Annotated in this window: 15 protein-coding genes and 1 tRNA gene; 7 read left to right on the top strand and 9 right to left on the bottom strand. The window is 43.8% G+C overall.

Annotated elements, in window-relative coordinates:
- Position 1: 1 nt before the first annotated feature.
- From ACFPIK_RS11750 to ACFPIK_RS11760, 3 genes are read right to left on the bottom strand one after another with little or no spacing between them, the layout of a single operon-like run.
- A complete protein-coding gene (locus tag ACFPIK_RS11750) occupies positions 2–793 on the bottom strand; it encodes a rhomboid family intramembrane serine protease (protein WP_377915445.1) in 792 nt (263 codons plus the stop codon).
- Between the two features lies 1 nt (position 794).
- Positions 795–2,642 carry a DNA mismatch repair endonuclease MutL gene (mutL, locus tag ACFPIK_RS11755; RefSeq protein WP_377915447.1) on the bottom strand — a complete coding sequence of 616 codons (1,848 nt, stop codon included), beginning with the start codon at positions 2,640–2,642 and terminating at the stop codon, positions 795–797.
- Complete coding sequence (locus ACFPIK_RS11760) at positions 2,635–3,039, bottom strand: hypothetical protein (RefSeq protein WP_377915449.1); 405 nt, start codon at positions 3,037–3,039, stop codon at positions 2,635–2,637. The genes mutL and ACFPIK_RS11760 overlap by 8 nt, the downstream gene beginning before the upstream one ends.
- Before the next feature lie 257 nt (positions 3,040–3,296).
- Here ACFPIK_RS11760 and ACFPIK_RS11765 point away from each other — a divergent pair, with 257 nt between their 5' ends.
- Entirely contained in the window at positions 3,297–6,239 is a 2,943-nt protein-coding gene (locus ACFPIK_RS11765) for a glycoside hydrolase family 3 N-terminal domain-containing protein (protein ID WP_377915451.1), read from the top strand.
- A 43-nt stretch (positions 6,240–6,282) separates the two neighbouring features.
- On the opposite strand, the gene ACFPIK_RS11770 is transcribed toward ACFPIK_RS11765, so the two are convergent.
- The 5 genes from ACFPIK_RS11770 to ACFPIK_RS11790 all read right to left on the bottom strand — a co-directional run bounded on the left by ACFPIK_RS11770 (position 6,283) and on the right by ACFPIK_RS11790 (position 11,500).
- A complete protein-coding gene (locus ACFPIK_RS11770) occupies positions 6,283–6,711 on the bottom strand; it encodes a DUF5946 family protein (protein WP_377915453.1) in 429 nt (142 codons plus the stop codon).
- A 5-nt stretch (positions 6,712–6,716) separates the two neighbouring features.
- Positions 6,717–8,648 (bottom strand): CHU_0125 family OmpA-like outer membrane integrity protein, encoded by a 1,932-nt coding sequence (locus tag ACFPIK_RS11775; RefSeq protein ID WP_377915455.1) that lies wholly within the window; start codon positions 8,646–8,648, stop codon positions 6,717–6,719.
- A 38-nt stretch (positions 8,649–8,686) separates the two neighbouring features.
- Positions 8,687–9,175 (bottom strand): hypothetical protein, encoded by a 489-nt coding sequence (locus tag ACFPIK_RS11780; RefSeq protein ID WP_377915457.1) that lies wholly within the window; start codon positions 9,173–9,175, stop codon positions 8,687–8,689.
- A 78-nt stretch (positions 9,176–9,253) separates the two neighbouring features.
- Positions 9,254–10,045 carry a (Fe-S)-binding protein gene (locus ACFPIK_RS11785; protein ID WP_377915458.1) on the bottom strand — a complete coding sequence of 264 codons (792 nt, stop codon included), beginning with the start codon at positions 10,043–10,045 and terminating at the stop codon, positions 9,254–9,256.
- 120 nt (positions 10,046–10,165) lie between these two features.
- Complete coding sequence (locus tag ACFPIK_RS11790; RefSeq protein ID WP_377915460.1) at positions 10,166–11,500, bottom strand: 4Fe-4S dicluster domain-containing protein; 1,335 nt, start codon at positions 11,498–11,500, stop codon at positions 10,166–10,168.
- Positions 11,501–11,602: 102 nt separating this feature from the next.
- Here ACFPIK_RS11790 and ACFPIK_RS11795 point away from each other — a divergent pair.
- From ACFPIK_RS11795 to ACFPIK_RS11820, 6 genes are all read left to right on the top strand, one after another.
- Positions 11,603–11,675, top strand: a tRNA-Phe gene (locus ACFPIK_RS11795).
- 272 nt (positions 11,676–11,947) lie between these two features.
- The gene (locus ACFPIK_RS11800) at positions 11,948–12,439 is read left to right on the top strand and encodes an RNA polymerase sigma factor (protein ID WP_377915462.1); all 492 of its coding nucleotides are present in this window, start codon (positions 11,948–11,950) and stop codon (positions 12,437–12,439) included.
- Positions 12,436–12,870 carry a hypothetical protein gene (locus tag ACFPIK_RS11805; RefSeq protein WP_377915464.1) on the top strand — a complete coding sequence of 145 codons (435 nt, stop codon included), beginning with the start codon at positions 12,436–12,438 and terminating at the stop codon, positions 12,868–12,870. The genes ACFPIK_RS11800 and ACFPIK_RS11805 overlap by 4 nt, the downstream gene beginning before the upstream one ends.
- A complete protein-coding gene (locus ACFPIK_RS11810; protein ID WP_377915466.1) occupies positions 12,867–13,412 on the top strand; it encodes a DUF4252 domain-containing protein in 546 nt (181 codons plus the stop codon). The genes ACFPIK_RS11805 and ACFPIK_RS11810 overlap by 4 nt, the downstream gene beginning before the upstream one ends.
- A gap of 22 nt (positions 13,413–13,434) precedes the next feature.
- Positions 13,435–13,914 (top strand): DUF4252 domain-containing protein, encoded by a 480-nt coding sequence (locus ACFPIK_RS11815; protein WP_377915468.1) that lies wholly within the window; start codon positions 13,435–13,437, stop codon positions 13,912–13,914.
- A gap of 500 nt (positions 13,915–14,414) precedes the next feature.
- The gene (locus ACFPIK_RS11820) at positions 14,415–14,984 is read left to right on the top strand and encodes a hypothetical protein (protein ID WP_377915470.1); all 570 of its coding nucleotides are present in this window, start codon (positions 14,415–14,417) and stop codon (positions 14,982–14,984) included.
- A gap of 49 nt (positions 14,985–15,033) precedes the next feature.
- Here ACFPIK_RS11820 and ACFPIK_RS11825 read toward each other — a convergent pair whose 3' ends face one another.
- A complete protein-coding gene (locus tag ACFPIK_RS11825; protein ID WP_377915471.1) occupies positions 15,034–15,615 on the bottom strand; it encodes a flavodoxin family protein in 582 nt (193 codons plus the stop codon).
- Between the last annotated feature and the right edge of the window lie 86 nt (positions 15,616–15,701).

Below are 15,701 nucleotides of genomic sequence, written 5' to 3' on the forward strand. Positions count from 1 at the left end.
ATCAATAGAAAGAGTTTCTGTCTTTTTTCCAATTGTAAACCAATACTGCTCCGATCAGCAGACCACTCAAATGTGCAAAGTGTGCGACATTGTCTGTGGGACTGTTAAGCAATACATTGTAAACCGTGTAAAGTCCATAAAACAAGACCAAGTATTTTGCTTTGACCGGCATGGGAGGAAAAAGCAAAAAGAGCTGGGTATTGGGAAAAAGCATCCCAAATGCAACCAAAATTCCGAAAAGCGCACCCGAAGCTCCTACCATGGGCTGGTTGGCATGCAAACTCAAAATCGCACTTAGCGTTTTTTCTGCGCGCTCGATATACATGGGGTCTTCTGGATTTCGGCTATACTGATCGACAAAGTCAAAAACCTCTGGGGAAAAGTACCCCCTATTTTCTATTACCAGCCGGTTGAAGTATTCCGGATCTGGGGAAGCTTCGAACGTCGAAATTTTCTCCTCAAGACTTTTATACTGGTACATCGTGTAGCCAGAGTAAAGAACTCCGGCCCCAACTCCACATACCATCCAAAGGGTAAATAATTTTTTTGGTCCAAGAAACTGCTCCAATAGCGGACCAAAGATCAATAGTCCAAACATGTTGCTGAACAAATGCCAAAAATCGGCATGCATAAACATGTACGTCAAAAACTGAAAAGGCTTAAAATAAGGACTTTGGATGTAGTATAAGGCGAACCAATCGTTGAGCACTGGGAGGACAAAACTTGCCACCAAATAGACTGCAATGTTGATCAGCAGCAGATTTTGAACGACCGGCGTGATATTTCTAAACATATTATTTACCGAAGAAGGCGTGAATGCTAGATAAATCCAATTTTACGAATGTTTTGTTCCCCGCGGGCGAATAGTTGGGATTATGGCAGGCAAAAAGCTGTCCCACCAAGGTTTCCATTTCCTGAGAATTGAGTTTTTGACCTTTCTTCAGAGAAGATTTACGGGAAAGTGAGCGCGCAAGATTTTCTCTTTTGTCAAGAGACAATTCATTTTTGAAATTCTTAAACTGCTCTATCAATCCTTCAAACAATTCTTTCTCATTTTTCACTTGCACATCAGCAGGCACTCCCTGTATCAAAACGGTGTCTTTGCCGAACTCCTCCACCACAAACCCTAAGCTGTGCAACTCGGGCAGCATATCCATCACCAAGGCAAAATCGGAAGGATTAAGGGCCAAAGTAGATGGAAAGAGACATTGCTGAGATGCTCCCTGTGCCAATTGAAGCTGCTTGACATAGCGCTCATAGAGAATGCGCTCATGTGCCATCTGCTGATCGACAATGAGAAGGCCTGTAGACATCTGGGCAACGATATAGCTTAGCTCCACCTGAAAGGTTGTGCCCGTCGCCTCTACTTCCAGCGGCTGTATCGAAAACCTGCTTTCATCCGTACTCACTCGGCTTGGAAAAGTCAGGATTTCCTGATCTTCCTCCGTAAGTATCCTAGGGGTCGGGTCTTTTGGAAAATCAACATTACCTTCAAAAAGTCGCTGCCAGCCGGATACAGAAGACTTCTTAAATTCAGGTGTATTGAATGTCTTGTAGCTGTATTCGCGATCCACTTGAACAGCAGTATCGGGATTTTTGGTCCAGTTTTCCTGAAAATTGACATCTACGCTGAAATCCAAGGCAGGCATTACATGGTGCGCTCCAAGAGATTGCTTCACCGCAGATCGGATGACCGCATAGACCGTCCGCTCGTCGTCAAATTTGATCTCCGTTTTGGTGGGGTGCACATTGATATCGATATGGGCAGGATCAATTTCCAAGAAAAGCACATAAAATGGGTGTTGATCGGGCTGAATCAATCCTTCAAAAGCCGAACTCACCGCATGATGCAGGTAGCTGCTTTTGATGTAGCGGTTATTGACAAAGAAAAACTGCTCTCCTCTGGTTTTTTTAGCATGCTCAGGCTTACCGATATACCCCTTGACATTGACATGAGGGGTGAGTTCGTCACAGGGGATGAGCTGTCCTTGGTAGGATTTGCCAAAAATCCCCACGATGCGGTTACTCAACTTGCCTGAAGTCAGGTTGTACGTCTCAAGATCCTGTTGGAACAACGTAAAACTGACCTCAGGATAAGAAAGTGCCACTCGCTGGAATTCATCTACGATATGGCGCATCTCCACAGGATTAGATTTAAGGAAGTTCCTACGTGCCGGAACGTTAAAAAAAAGATTCTTCATGGACACTGAGGTTCCCACTGGAAGAGCAGCAGGCTCCTGCTTTTTAACTTCCGAACCTTCTATTTGGATTAAAGTACCCAACTCACTGTTTGCTTGGCGAGTTTTCAACTCGACTTGGGCAACTGCCGCAATCGAGGCTAGGGCTTCTCCTCTAAATCCAAACGTACGAATGGCAAAAAGGTCTTGGGAGGTTCTGATTTTGGAGGTGGCATGCCTTTCAAAACTCATCCTTGCATCCGTGGAAGACATCCCCTTGCCATTATCAATGACTTGGATGAGCTGCTTTCCCGCATCTTTGACAAGAACTTGAATTTGTGTGGCACCCGCATCGATCGCATTTTCGAGGAGTTCTTTGAGTGCGGAAGCTGGTCGTTGTACCACTTCTCCTGCTGCAATCTGATTGGCAATCGCATCAGGGAGAAGCTGGATGATATCACTCATTTTTTCCTTTCTTGATGTATTTGAAAAAGAAATAAACCACAACTATAAGAAGAACCATTGCGGATAAATAGGTAAAAATCTCGGGTCCGATATACAGATAGCCAAATGCAGCGATGATCAACCCGAAAAAGAAGAAAGTTCTGATCAAGGAAATTGAGCTAAAAACAGAAGCGGATTGACTTGACTTTCCTCCTCTATAGGATGCAAATGATCCCTTAATGGAAGCACGGTGGTAATTACCCAAACCTTCTTCCTCTTGAAGACCACTTTCCTGTTCCAATTCCTTTTTGATCCTTGCTGTCCTTTCTTCAATCTCTTCCTTAATCGGATCGTAGTACCTCGGTTTGATATCAAACCTTTGGTAATTGGGAGTTTTGAATATGGAAGGAAGTTTCATAATCCGATCAATTTTTAGTGAGATTGGCCGTTTTGTCTATACTAAAACAAAAATCCTAGGATCTGTCGACTATCAACTTTATGATCAATTAAACCTTAAAGTTGGCCATTTGTTAGGCGATCTTTAGTATCTTGGATAGTGAGCTTTTCGTTTTCGACAAAGCTAAACCAACATCAGAATGCGATTCTAATTAGGTTTAGAATCACCTCAAAGACAAATTTACTTTAAAAGTCAAGGAAATAAAATCAATCTCCTGCATGAAGAAAAAGCATTGGATACTACTCTCATTGACCGCGTTGATTGGGCTTTTTTCCTCCGGAAAGTCTGATCCCTTCGTTGCCAATGAAGATCCTTTGGAGAGCAAAGATGACCAACATCAACTCCATTGGGTAGACAGTGTCTTCAAGGCGATGACTTTTGAAGAGCGAATTGGACAACTTTTTATGGTTGCTGCCTACTCCAATAAGGACCAGAGGCATGTGGATGAAATCAGCAAATTGGTCAAGGAGGAAAATCTGGGAGGACTGATTTTTTTTCAGGGTGGTCCAAACCGTCAAGCCAGATTGACCAATTACTATCAGGCACAAGCCAAGACTCCCCTCATGATTGCCATGGATGCCGAATGGGGTATAGGAATGAGACTTGACTCCGTCTTGAATTTTCCAAAAGCCATGACTCTTGGAGCGATACAAGATACCCGGTTGATTTATGAAATGGGGTCTGAAATTGCAAGGCAATTTAAAGAACTGGGTATGCATGTCAACTTTGCTCCTGTAGTGGATGTCAATTCTAATCCCCTAAATCCAGTCATCGGTTTTCGTGCATTTGGCGAAAACAAAGACCGAGTCACTCAAAGGGCCGTGGCTTATATGAAGGGACTTCAGGAAAACGGCATCATTGCCAACGCCAAGCATTTTCCGGGACACGGAGATACGGAGACGGACAGTCATTATGCTTTGCCTGTAATCAAACATGCCGAAAAAAGAATATGGGACATTGACTTGTATCCTTACCAAACACTCTTCAGGGAAAATCTCATGTCCGTCATGGTCGCCCATCTCAATGTCCCAAGTCTGGATAATGGCGCCAATATTCCAACCAGCCTTTCCAAGCCCGTGGTGACCGACTTGCTTCAAAACCGAATGAATTTCCAAGGGCTGATTTTTACAGATGCACTGAACATGAAAGGGGTAGCAAATACTAGTAGGCCTGGTGAGGTGGATCTTAAAGCCTTATTGGCAGGAAATGATGTGCTCCTCTATTCGCAGGATGTGACCAAAGCCAAAGCCCTCATCAAAGATGCCGTAGCCCGGGGAATGATCAGTGAAAATGAAATTAACCGAAGGGTCAAAAAAATCCTAAAGGCCAAATATTGGGCAGGATTGAATGAATACAAGCCTTTGGATACTTACAAAATAGCCGACCGGATCACTACCGAAAAGACCAAAGAAGTGGTCGAAAAACTGTATGCTGAGGCAATTACAGTAGCTTCCAACAAAGATGATCTTTTGCCATTCAAGCACCTTGATCTGAAAAAGATGGCCAGCTTGACTATTGGAGATGAAGGAGGTGTATTTAGCCAATACCTAAATAAATACTCTAACGTAGATCATTTTTTCATTCCTAAAGCAGCCAACGAAACCACTCATTACAACATAATCAAACAGCTGGAGGATTATGATGTAGTGATAGTAGGTATGATGGGAATAACAAACAGTCCCCAAAGGGCATTTGGAGTGGCACCCGGAGATGTGGAACTGATCCGAAACTTAGAGAAACGACAACAGGTAGTCACAGTTCTCTTTGGCAATGCTTACGCAGCAAATGCACTCGAAGGAATGGGGCATGTGGTCTTAGCCTATGAGAATAACTCCATCACCCAGCAACTGGTGCCTCAGGTATTATTTGGGGGAAGGTCTGCAAAAGGTATACTGCCTGTAACTGTAAATGGTCAGTTTTCTCACGGAGTAGGGGGCTACTTGGCTGATTTAAGAAGACTTTCTTATGGAGTACCTGAAACCGTAGGCCTAGACAGCAAAAAATTAAGTAAGATCGATGAAGTCGCTCATCAAATGATTCAGATGCAGGCTGCTCCTGGTGCTAATGTGCTTGTGGTAAAAAATGGGAAAGTAGTCTTTGAGCGATCCTATGGGCACTTGGACTACCAGCAATCTTCTCCAGTAACACCTGAAACGGTATATGATCTTGCCTCCATTACCAAAGTCCTCGCCACAACTCAGGCAGTCATGTTTCTTCACAGCCGCGGCGAACTGGACATGAACAAAACATTGGGTGACTACCTGCCAGAGTTGAAAGGAACCAACAAAGCTCCTCTTGTACTCAAAGATGTGTTGGCACATGAAGCTGGATTAAAGGCATTTATTCCTCATTTTGTCCATACCGTTCAGGGCGGGCAGTGGAAGCCAACCTATTACCAACCGAGCCCTAGCCCAGGTTTCAGCAGGCCAGTATCCAATGACATGTATGCCATGAATGGCCTCCGAGACAGCATCTGGCACTGGACGGTAAAATCCGAACTCCTTCCCAAGCCAAACAAATATGTCTACTCTGATCTGACCATGTATTTTATGCAGGCTGTGGTGGAGCAAATCGTCAACCAACCTTTGGATGAGTTTGTAGATCAGATTTTCTATTCACCCCTTGGGCTGAAAACACTCACTTTTAATCCTGCTCAGAAAATGCCTATTGAAAGAATCGCCCCTACTGAAAATGATTTTTCCTTTAGAAAAAGACAAATTCAAGGCTATGTACATGACCCGGGGGCAGCCATGTATGGAGGTGTAGCCGGTCACGCGGGGCTATTTGGTACTGCCAATGATCTTGCGGTCATGATGCAACTAATGCTTAATAAAGGATCTTATGGTGAAGTCTCTATAATCAAACCTGAAACCATTGAAGCATTTACCAAGCGTCAATCCCACATGAGTAGACGGGGGTGGGGATGGGATAAGCCCGAACCTGAAAAAGGGAAAGGCGGATCAGCCGGAAAATTGGCTCCAAAGAGCACATTTGGTCACACTGGATTCACAGGTACCTGTGTTTGGGCTGATCCTGAAAATGAACTGATTTATGTCTTTCTCTCCAATCGAGTCCATCCTGATGGAGGAAACAACAAGTTATTGGATGTCGGAATCAGGACACAAATCCATGATTTGATCTATGAAGCGATAGAGAAATGACATGAAAAAGGGCTTTGAAAAATTATCAAAGCCCTTTTTCATGTCAATGTACTCGATACTCTTGAATCAAATCGATAATTGTGGTTCTATTATCTTGAAAAGCCTTCCAAACATCTTCACTCCACAACCTAATCATTCGATCCCGATCTTCTCCTGGAGCAGCTTTTAATACATCCCCTATTTTGATTTCCCCTCTAAACTTCGGAAGGTGCAATTTCGGCCAAGCCTTTTTTTGCCTTGCCATTTTTTGATGAAAAAGCTGGACTTCCTTGCCTGTGAAACCCTCTTCAACGTATAAGTATAGTCCTACTAAAGAAAATAGGATTCGAATGGGCTTGGTAGTCTCATTCGCGGATTGAGCACCATAGGCATCTACAATTTGCTGATGGATAAAATCCGGCGAAGCATGAGATAGGGTGTAAAACGAAAGTTCATGGAGCAATTTATCCTCCTCTGACATCAGATGAGCCACTTGAATTACTCCTTAATTTCGATCACTTTAAATTCAGTTCGTCGGTTGGTTTGATGCTCCTCTTCGGTCTTTGCATCTTTGATGATCAGCTGGGTTTCGCCGTAGCCTTTTGCCACCAATCGTTCTGCCGCAACACCTTTGGATACCATGTAGTCCACTGCAGATTGTGCTCTCCGCTGTGACAAATCCAAATTATAGGCATCACTGGATCTAGAGTCAGTATGTGAGCTCAGTTCGATTCGGATTGCAGGATTGTCTTTGAGGATTTTTACCAATTTATCCAACTCGACGGCTGCATCACTTCGGATTTCCGCCTTGTCCAAGTCATAGTAAATGTTATCCAACACGATGGCTTTTTCCAAAATCAATTGATCCAGAATGATGGTGGTATCTAAAGTTACATTGGTAACCTCTTGAACCAGCGTCTTCGGGTCAGGAGTTTTTCCTTTAGTCGTGTAAGGAATTGATTTGGAGAAATACCCTGACTTGGAAGCCATAATGGTATAGTCCTGCTCCGGTGCCATGGTAAATCTCACTCTTCCTTGAGCATTGGAGAAGTCACCCCCCTGCTGCTTATTATCTGAACCATACAAAGTTACTCTGGCTTGAGACAGTACTGCCGGAGTGCCCTCCCCTTTGGATTCCTTGGTATATACATTAAGGAGAACGTTGACAATCTTTGGTTTTGGGGTTTTATCCTCGAAAAAGTAAATGTCATCATCTCCAACGCCACCTTCACGGTTGGAAGAAATAAAGCCGGCTTTTGGATATTCAGTGAAAAAAATCCCAAAGTCATCATCCTTGCTGTTGAAGTTTTGACCTAGGTTTTTGATTACCATCCCTCCAGTATTGTCTTTTTCAGCTACAAAAAGATCGAGCTTTCCATAACCGGGATGTCCATCGGAGGCAAAGAAAAACTTACCATCACGGGCAGGTCTGGGGAACATCTCATTTCCAGGGGTATTGATAGACGGTCCAAGATTTACCGCATTTCCAAAATCTCCATTAGCCAACTTGGTAGCTTTGTATAGGTCTATCCCCCCAAATCCTCCGGGTCTATTGGAGGCAAAATAAAGCTCGGAGCCATCCGGGCTAAACGCCGGAGTAGAATTCCACCAATATTCATCTTCATTGACAGGCATCCAGATCGGCTGGGTAAATCCTGCTCCTCGAAAATAGGATGCAAATAGCGCTACGTCGGGTAGATCTTTGGAAGAAGTTGAGTTTCCTCGGGCATAAATAATCGTATTTCCGTCCGGGCTGATAGCTATTGCTGCCTGATTCAACCCTTCTTCATTCTTGAATTCAGGTAATGCCTGCACTCCAGATACATCCACTTTCAACCCATCCGCTCTGGTTCTAAACAGCTTGTGGTAAGGTGTACCTGTAGCAGCATAGATTCCCGAAGCTTGTCTCCCTGAGGTGAAATAGAGGAAATCCTCACTTAAAACAGGGGCATAATCTGCTCCTTGGGTATTCAGCTCCTTAAAATTTACCAACACGTGGTTTGGCCAATAATCTGAAATTCCTTCGGCTAGCTTGATAGCTTCAATTTCTCGTTGGGTTCGGGCAAGGAGACTTTCATCAGACGTATAGCCCTTTGCTTTGTCGAAGGCTTCTTTTGCCTCGGCATTCTTTTGCTGGGCTTTTAAGCTTTGGCCAAGGAAAAAGTAATTGTTAAATGTGGGTTCCTGCTCGACCACTTGGCGATAATACGGTTCTGCTTTTTCGATTCGATTGGAGAGTCGGTAGCTTTCGGCAATGGTCTGATTGGCCTTTAGATTGGTAGAATCGGTTTGAAGGATTTGGCCAAATGTGGAAATAGCATAGTGATACTGGCCAGAAAGAAATTGATTATCTCCTTTTTCGACCAAGCTTTTGCAGCTTACCAAGCCAAGGAGAGCAAACGTCGAAATCCATAAAAAATACTGTTTCATGTACTGGCGATTGAAGGTCTAGTCCTGAATATTACTAATTAATTTGGAAAGTATTTGTTCAACCAGCTATTTCGGACAGGCTGCCATAGCTGGTGAAGATCGGCTTTAGTTCGAATCATCGGATTGATTACTTCTTGCTCCAGGGTCAACTCTCCAGCCTGGACTTTGCTTTTTAGGCCCAAAGCCGGAAATACCTTTAAGTCTCCGTTGGAATTGCGAACACTTACTTTTCCCTGGTCTGTCAGATTAATTCCAAGCTGTGATTCCAATTCTCTGAGAACCCTTACCGAACTATCGATGGAGCAACCGCTCGCTCCCAATCCACTTTCATCTACTGCCAAAACCAAAATCTGGCTATCAAATAACTCAAAAGAGGTTGGCATGCCATTTCCATGCGTGTTCCATCCTTCACAAAAACGGGAAAGTCGATGCCTGACTAATTCTAATTCCTGCTCAGTTAGCTTTCGCTCGGCCTGATAGACCCATACTCTTGAATAGTCGGGCAGTTGGTTAAATGGAAGAAGCATAAGGTGGAATATTTTTTCAAAGAAAAACCCTTTCTGCATAACGGCAAAAAGGGTTGAATTGATTCAAACTTAGGATTTCTAAATGCCCATTTCTTTGGCAATCATTTCGGAAAGGTCATACACTTGGACATCATTTTCCCGGTTCTTGTTTTTGACGCCATCCATCATCATGGTCAGGCAAAACGGACAACCTACTGCAATCGCTTGCGCTCCGGTAGCCAAGGCCTCCTCGGTACGCTCGATGTTGATGTCTTTTTTGCCTGCTTCCGGCTCCTTAAACATCTGTGCCCCGCCGGCACCACAGCACAAGCCCTTGGTTTTGCAGCGCTTCATTTCGACAAGCTCCACATCGAGCGCTTTGATGACTTCACGTGGGGCCTCATAGACATTGTTTGCCCGACCGAGGTAGCAGGAATCGTGAAAAGTTATTTTTTTTCCTTTAAACTCACCCCCACCTTGCAATCTTACTTTGCCTTCATTGATCAACTGCTGGAGAAACTGGGAATGGTGGATCACTTCATAATTTCCTCCCAAGGCAGGATATTCATTTTTGATGGTATTGAAGCAATGAGGACATGCCGTCACGACTTTTTTGACTTCGTAACCGTTCATGACTTGGATATTGGCTACCGCTTGCATTTGGAAGAGAAACTCATTTCCGGCACGGCGGGCCGGATCTCCAGTGCAAGTCTCTTCGTGTCCGAGGACCGCAAAGCTAACTCCGACTTTGTTCAATATTTTCACAAAAGCCTGTGTGACGGCCTTGTAGCGTTCGTCAAATGAACCGGCGCATCCCACCCAAAAAAGTACTTCTGGGGTTTGGCCATTAGAGGCCATTTCGGCCATGGTGGGAACTTTATAAGTAGACATAATTTGGATTTACGATTTTAGAATTACGATTTACGAGGGGCTGAGAAGCTTTTGACCTTTCCTTGAAATTCAACTTTCCTGATTTCATCGGACATCAGTCATCCGACATCGGACATTCTCCTATTTCATTTCCTCATCTTTCACTTGATCAGCCCAATTGAAGCGGTCGGAAGGGCTGAATTTCCAAGGAGAGAAGCTGGTTTCCATATTTTGAAACATGGAGTTCCATTGAGCCGGAGTACCGGACTCTTCCATGGCCACATAGCGACGAAGCTGGAGGATAATCGAAAGCGGATCGATGTTGACTGGACAGGCTTCCACACAGGCATTACAGCTGGTGCAGGCATTGATTTCTTCTTTGGTGATGTAGTCTCCCAAGAGTGATTTGCCATCCGCCAATCCCGGACCACCTGCATCGATGCTTTTTCCTACTTCCTCTGCTCGATCACGCACATCCATCATGATTTTTCTTGGGGAGAGCTTTTTCCCTGTCAAATTCGCAGGGCACTCCGACGTACAGCGACCGCACTCGGTGCAGGAGTAGGCATTGAGCACATTAATCCAGCTCAGGTCATTGATGTCTTTGGCTCCAAATCGACCTATTTCTGCCGGTTGAGCTGCAGGAGTTTCCACCGGGATTCCAAGCATCATATTCACTTCATTGCTCACTTCAGGCATGTTTTGCATTTCGCCTTTAGGCCTGAGGTTGGAATACCAAGTATTGGGGAAAGCCAAGAAAATGTGTAGGTGTTTAGAATAAGTGACATACACTGCGAAAGCCAAAATTCCCACAATGTGAAACCACCAAGCAAAACGCTCGATAGCTACCAAGGCACCGTTGGAAAATCCTTCAAACAACGGCTGAAGGAGGCCGCTGAAAAACAGGGTTCCCAAAGCCAAATAATGCTCGTCTCCTCTTGTCGCCAAAAGCTGATCTGTGGCATTCATTGTCAAAATGGCAAACATCAAGATGATCTCAATCACCAAAATCAGATTGGCGTCCAAGGTAGCCCAACCTTTCAACTCCGGCTTGGTGAATCGCTCGACTTTCATCACATTTCTGCGGATCAGGAAAGCCACGCAAGAAACTAAAACCGCTACAGCAAGAAATTCAAACATATTGATCGCTACCGTGTAGGCACTTCCAAGGAACGGAGCAAAAAGTCGGTGGGTACCCAATAGCCCATCCAAGACGAATTCGAGTACTTCCAAATTGATCACGAGGAAACCCACATATATCAATAAGTGTAGGAAAGCAGGAACAATTCTTGAAAACATTTTCTGCTGACCGAAGGCTACCAGAAGCATCGTCTTCCAGCGATTTTCAGATTGGTCGTTGCGGGTCTCAGCCTTACCGAGCAGGATGTTTCTCCGGAGAAATTGGATCCTTTTGCTCAAAATATAGCCCGCAACACCCAAAATGAGGACAAAAGCGAGTTGTGGTAAAATGCTCATATTGATCGGATTAACTGGTTTTTGTAAAATTTGGGTCTATTTTTTCTGAAAAGGATTTGTAGGGAATACTCATTTTTCTACCTTTGCAACACTTTAAACGATGGTGATATAGCTCAGTTGGTAGAGCATCGGACTGAAAATCCGTGAGTCGGTGGTTCGAGTCCACTTATCACCACGGTCCCGATCCCCCCAAGGATCGGGATTTTTTTTGCCCTTTTCCCAGCGAAGTTCGGTTTGTTGATTTCCTTTTTCATCACTGCCAAAATATAAAATAGTCTGCATGCATACTATTTTTCAAGAAATTTAAAATCAATCTAACCTGTTTGCACAAGCCTTAACCTTATGACCAAGGAATAACATGGGCCTTTGGAAATGGTTTTTTCGGAAAAATCGAAAAAAAAATCGCGCAGCTGTAACTTTTTCCTGTTTCGCACATCATCTTCCTGAATGAAGTCATTTTTCGAAGCACACATCTGGCCCTTGAGAGGAAGGCTGTATCGGATGGTCTACCTATGGACCAAAGATCGTGACCTGTCTGAGGATCTGCTTCAAAATGTCTTCACCAAAACCGTGGAGCGTCAGACGGAACTGGAAAGCCATCCCAATCTCGGTGGCTGGCTAGTCAAAAGCCTAAAAAACGAAACCCTGATGCACTACCGGAAAACAAACAGATTGACCGGACTGGAAGGAACCGAAGAACTCCCTCAACCTGAAAGCCACGGCTTGGACAGTAGCGATCAGGAAAGGCACATTTTCACATTGGTCGACCTACTTCCTCAGAAGCAGAAGGAGATTTTCCTCCTCCGCGAAGTGGAAGAAATGAGCTATGAAGAGATTGCGACACAGCTGGAAATCACACTGGAGCAAGTCAAAATCAACCTCCACAGAGCAAGAAAAAGTGTAAGAGAAAAATTAGTCCACCAAGGAATCAACCGATGAAAACAAGATTAGAGATCCTTTTGGAAAAATACTGGGAAGCAGAAACCAGCCTCGACGAAGAGAGAGAACTTAAATCCCTCCTCAAGGCTGCTGATGGATATCCTAAAGAGAAAGCCCTTTTCGGAATCTTGGAAGACTTCAAAAATGAAGTTCCCCAAAAGGTCAAATTGCCAGAACAAAAACGAATTCGAACCATCCGAATCCAGTGGTTAGGTTGGGCAGCTTCGATCGCCTTGCTGGCAAGTGCCGCTTGGGTATGGCAGGATTATGAGCAAAAAAAGCAAGAAGAACTCGCCTATCAACAGGTGATGGAAGCTTTGGCACTGATCCAAACCAACCTCTCCAAAGGTCAAGAACAGATGCAGCCGCTCAATGACCTAAAGTACCTCAACACAACAAATCAGCTGTTTCAAACGACATCACAAAAATGAAAAAGATCTTATTATTAGCCATTTTGGCTCTAGGAATAGGCTTTCAGGCTTTTGCTCAGGAAGATGCTATCCAGCGCTTTTTTTCCAAATACATGGAAGATGAGCGTTTCTCAAGGGTGTACATCTCACCCAAAATGATGCAGATGGCCGGAGGATTTCTGAAAAACAATGCAGAAGGCGACAAGGATGCAGAGCAGCTTGGAGCCTTGATCGGAAAAATCAAAGGTATCCGCATACTCTCTTCTGAAGAAGTAAATGGCAAAACGCTTTACACCGAAGCCATGAGTACGCTCAGCCGAAATAGGTATGAGGAGCTCATGGATGTGCAGGACAAAGGGAGCAGCTTAAAATTTATGATCCGAGAAGAAGGTGGGCTAATTAAGGAATTGACCATGATCTCCGGAGATACCAAAAGTTTCTCCCTGATTTCCATGTTGGGAAGCTTTACCTATGATGACCTAAACATGCTCTCGGAAAAAACCAACATTCCCGGCATGGAGCAATACAACAAAGGCTCAAAAGGACCGAAAGGCCCTAAATAATTTAAACTAAACCAATCTAAAAATGAAAAAGCTAATCTTAACTCTCATGCTATTTGCCGTCGTGTTGGGTGTGCAGGCACAAAGCAAAAGTATCGCTGCCCTGAAAGAGAAATACAAAAGCCATGATGACTTCTTCCAACTGGAACTCGGAGGCAACTTCATGAATTTTGCTGACGGCTTTAAAATCAACATGGACAAAAATGACATGGCAACTGTAGCCAAATCTGTCGAAAAGCTCAATTTCTTCACACTTCCGGAAGGTGCACAAGCTATCACCGAATATAAATCCCTCCAAAAAGGCCTCGAACGAGAAAATTATGACTTGCTCATGGAAGCAGCTGAGGGAAAAAGCGGCGTTTTGATCTATGGAAAAGGTGCTAGAACACTATCTGACTTAGTCATCTTGGTAGGAGATGAAAAAGAAGGAGATCTGGTAGTGGTAGAACTCAAAGGAAGCTTCACTCAAGAGATGCTAGCCAAAGCTAAAACCCAACTTAACTGAGTTTAAAGCGCTTCATTTTACTGTTCAAGGCCCGAGTTTCCGGGCCTTTTTTTTACTTATTCAAAAAAGTTGATTTTTTTTCATTTCCATACAATCGATTGCGGAGAGGCTTTTTCCGAGATTCATTTAGCCTTATTTATTTGTTTTTTTAAAGTAAATCAGAATTAAATTCTATAAACAGTCAAAAACTCAAAATAGAAACAGGTATGCGATCGATTGCGAAGTGATTTTATATTATTGTTAAAATTTATTGATATTAATTGCCATTTTGAAAATTTTTTAATCATTTCATTGAAACTATTGCAATATTGATTCCGTTTGGTACCTTTGTACAGTAATTCGAATTGCATCGAAGGCCCTGTAACCCAAAATCTCCTCCCCTGATGGAATCGTCCATCCTGTGGTTACAAAAAATCTAGAAACCTATTTCAACTCAAACCACTTGGAGCAATTCCAAGAATTTATTCAATCAAGTACAACTTATTAAACCAACTAAAACAATGAGAAAATTAATGACCATGCTTTTTGTTGCGGGGATCGCATCAGGAGCGTTTGCTTACAATGACGAAAAAACGGTAGAAATCAGACAGACTGAGCCTGCCAAAGTAATGATAGCAGTGGCTGAGGCTCCACAGAGCACTCTTGTAGTGAAAATCACAGACGCTCAAAATCAGCTCGTACTCAGAGATAGAATCTCAAAAACTGAAGCTTTTGCAAAGCGATACGATCTGAATGCCCTTCCGGTAGGACAGTATTCTATCGAAGTATCTGATGCCAGCGGTACTTTGAGAACGGCTACTTTCAATACCGAGGTGAAAACCAAGCCTGAGGTATTTTCAAGAGTAACTGCACTGGGAGACAATCAGTACAGACTCCTGGTTGCCAACTTGGTAGCTCAAGAAGTGACGGTTCAAATCTTTGACGGAGACAAGCTGATTCACACGGAGCAGGTAGACAATCCTCAGGGACTTCACAAAGTGTACACCATCAACAGACCAGGTTTCCCAGAGGCAATCAGCTTCAAAGTATCTACTTCAACTGGCTTTTCTGCTTACGTAGCATCCAAATAAGCTAAACCAACTTAGTTCGAAACCCCGCTGAGGTAACCTTGGCGGGGTTTTATTTTGTCATCAATTTCCAATTGAGCGCTTTTTGAGCGACCCTTTTCCCCAATCCGGCTCCTTTTTTCAAAAAAAGATCATCTACTTTTTCTTTTCCAAACGGTCCCTCACCCGTGATCGCAGATGCTCCAAAAGCAGATTCAACTTCCTCTCCGCCCATCACGATCATTCCGTGAATCAGCATTGTACGCAAAATATCCAACATGACCCCTTCCTCACCGATCGAAATGCCTCCACCGGTGGCAAAGGCGGCTCCAAGTTTATCTTTCATCGGTCTTCCGTCAAAGGGCCATGAATTGAGAAATTCCAGTACCTGAGGCGCAGGATTAGAATTGTACACCGGTGAGCCGACTATCACTGCGGTAGCCTCCATCAAATCCTGGGACTTTACTTCCGAGACAGGCAAAAGTTTCACTTGAACACCCTCCACAGATTTTGCGCCTTCATAAATCGCTTCTGCCATCTTTTTGGTACTACCTGATGAAGAATAATAGGTAATCAGGACAGACGGGGAATTCTGACTATAGCCAGCTATGGATAGAAAAATCAACAAACCAACAAGGGAAATTTTTAGGCTCATGGAATGGCTATTTAGAACAGACAAGTTGGCAAAAAAAAGCCCCCATCTCAACAATGAAATGGGGACTTCTTTATCGCAAGTTACAA

It is taken from the genome of Algoriphagus aquatilis (assembly GCF_042657405.1).
In the GTDB taxonomy this organism is placed as follows: domain Bacteria; phylum Bacteroidota; class Bacteroidia; order Cytophagales; family Cyclobacteriaceae; genus Algoriphagus; species Algoriphagus aquatilis.

Bases quoted from the DNA above. Each gene is read 5' to 3' on its own strand.
- ACFPIK_RS11750 (WP_377915445.1), bottom strand. From the start codon at position 793: ATGTTTAGAAATATCACGCCGGTCGTTCAAAATCTGCTGCTGATCAAC.
- mutL (WP_377915447.1), bottom strand. From the start codon at position 2,642: ATGAGTGATATCATCCAGCTTCTCCCTGATGCGATTGCCAATCAGATT.
- ACFPIK_RS11760 (WP_377915449.1), bottom strand. From the start codon at position 3,039: ATGAAACTTCCTTCCATATTCAAAACTCCCAATTACCAAAGGTTTGAT.
- ACFPIK_RS11765 (WP_377915451.1), top strand. From the start codon at position 3,297: ATGAAGAAAAAGCATTGGATACTACTCTCATTGACCGCGTTGATTGGG.
- ACFPIK_RS11775 (WP_377915455.1), bottom strand. From the start codon at position 8,648: ATGAAACAGTATTTTTTATGGATTTCGACGTTTGCTCTCCTTGGCTTG.
- ACFPIK_RS11780 (WP_377915457.1), bottom strand. From the start codon at position 9,175: ATGCTTCTTCCATTTAACCAACTGCCCGACTATTCAAGAGTATGGGTC.
- ACFPIK_RS11785 (WP_377915458.1), bottom strand. From the start codon at position 10,045: ATGTCTACTTATAAAGTTCCCACCATGGCCGAAATGGCCTCTAATGGC.
- ACFPIK_RS11790 (WP_377915460.1), bottom strand. From the start codon at position 11,500: ATGAGCATTTTACCACAACTCGCTTTTGTCCTCATTTTGGGTGTTGCG.
- ACFPIK_RS11800 (WP_377915462.1), top strand. From the start codon at position 11,948: ATGAAGTCATTTTTCGAAGCACACATCTGGCCCTTGAGAGGAAGGCTG.
- ACFPIK_RS11805 (WP_377915464.1), top strand. From the start codon at position 12,436: ATGAAAACAAGATTAGAGATCCTTTTGGAAAAATACTGGGAAGCAGAA.
- ACFPIK_RS11810 (WP_377915466.1), top strand. From the start codon at position 12,867: ATGAAAAAGATCTTATTATTAGCCATTTTGGCTCTAGGAATAGGCTTT.
- ACFPIK_RS11815 (WP_377915468.1), top strand. From the start codon at position 13,435: ATGAAAAAGCTAATCTTAACTCTCATGCTATTTGCCGTCGTGTTGGGT.
- ACFPIK_RS11820 (WP_377915470.1), top strand. From the start codon at position 14,415: ATGAGAAAATTAATGACCATGCTTTTTGTTGCGGGGATCGCATCAGGA.
- ACFPIK_RS11825 (WP_377915471.1), bottom strand. From the start codon at position 15,615: ATGAGCCTAAAAATTTCCCTTGTTGGTTTGTTGATTTTTCTATCCATA.